General features: G+C 51.4%; 2 tRNA genes. Both read right to left on the bottom strand.

Going from position 1 to position 348, the window contains the following annotated elements:
- Positions 1–121 precede the first annotated feature (121 nt).
- Positions 122–198 (bottom strand) — tRNA-Arg (locus IAE37_RS28645).
- A 70-nt stretch (positions 199–268) separates the two neighbouring features.
- Positions 269–345: transfer RNA gene (locus IAE37_RS28640), tRNA-Arg, on the bottom strand.
- Positions 346–348 lie beyond the last annotated feature (3 nt).

The raw sequence follows: 348 nt of genomic DNA, 5'->3' as shown, positions 1-348 counted from the left end.
CGACCGCTCGGTTCGTAGCCGAGTACTCTATCCAGCTGATCTATGAGTCCGCATGGGTACTTTTAGACCAGATTACGACTGGTTCTCGAAATAGCTGTTCAAGAAAAGCCACTTCGAAAAGTGGCGGACTCAGCAGGATTCGAACCTGCGACCGCTCGGTTCGTAGCCGAGTACTCTATCCAGCTGAGCTATGAGTCCGCATGGGTACTTTTAGACCAGATTACCACTGGTTCTCGAAATAGCTTTTCAAGAAAAGCCACTTCAAAGGTGGCGGACTCAGCAGGATTCGAACCTGCGACCGCTCGGTTCGTAGCCGAGTACTCTATCCAGCTGAGCTATGAGTCCGTG

It is taken from the genome of Pseudomonas sp. S31, assembly GCF_016648105.1.
Classification (GTDB): Bacteria; Pseudomonadota; Gammaproteobacteria; order Pseudomonadales; family Pseudomonadaceae; genus Aquipseudomonas.
The sequence above is the reverse complement of the archived record's forward strand: the minus strand, read 5'-3'. Positions and strand labels throughout refer to the sequence as shown.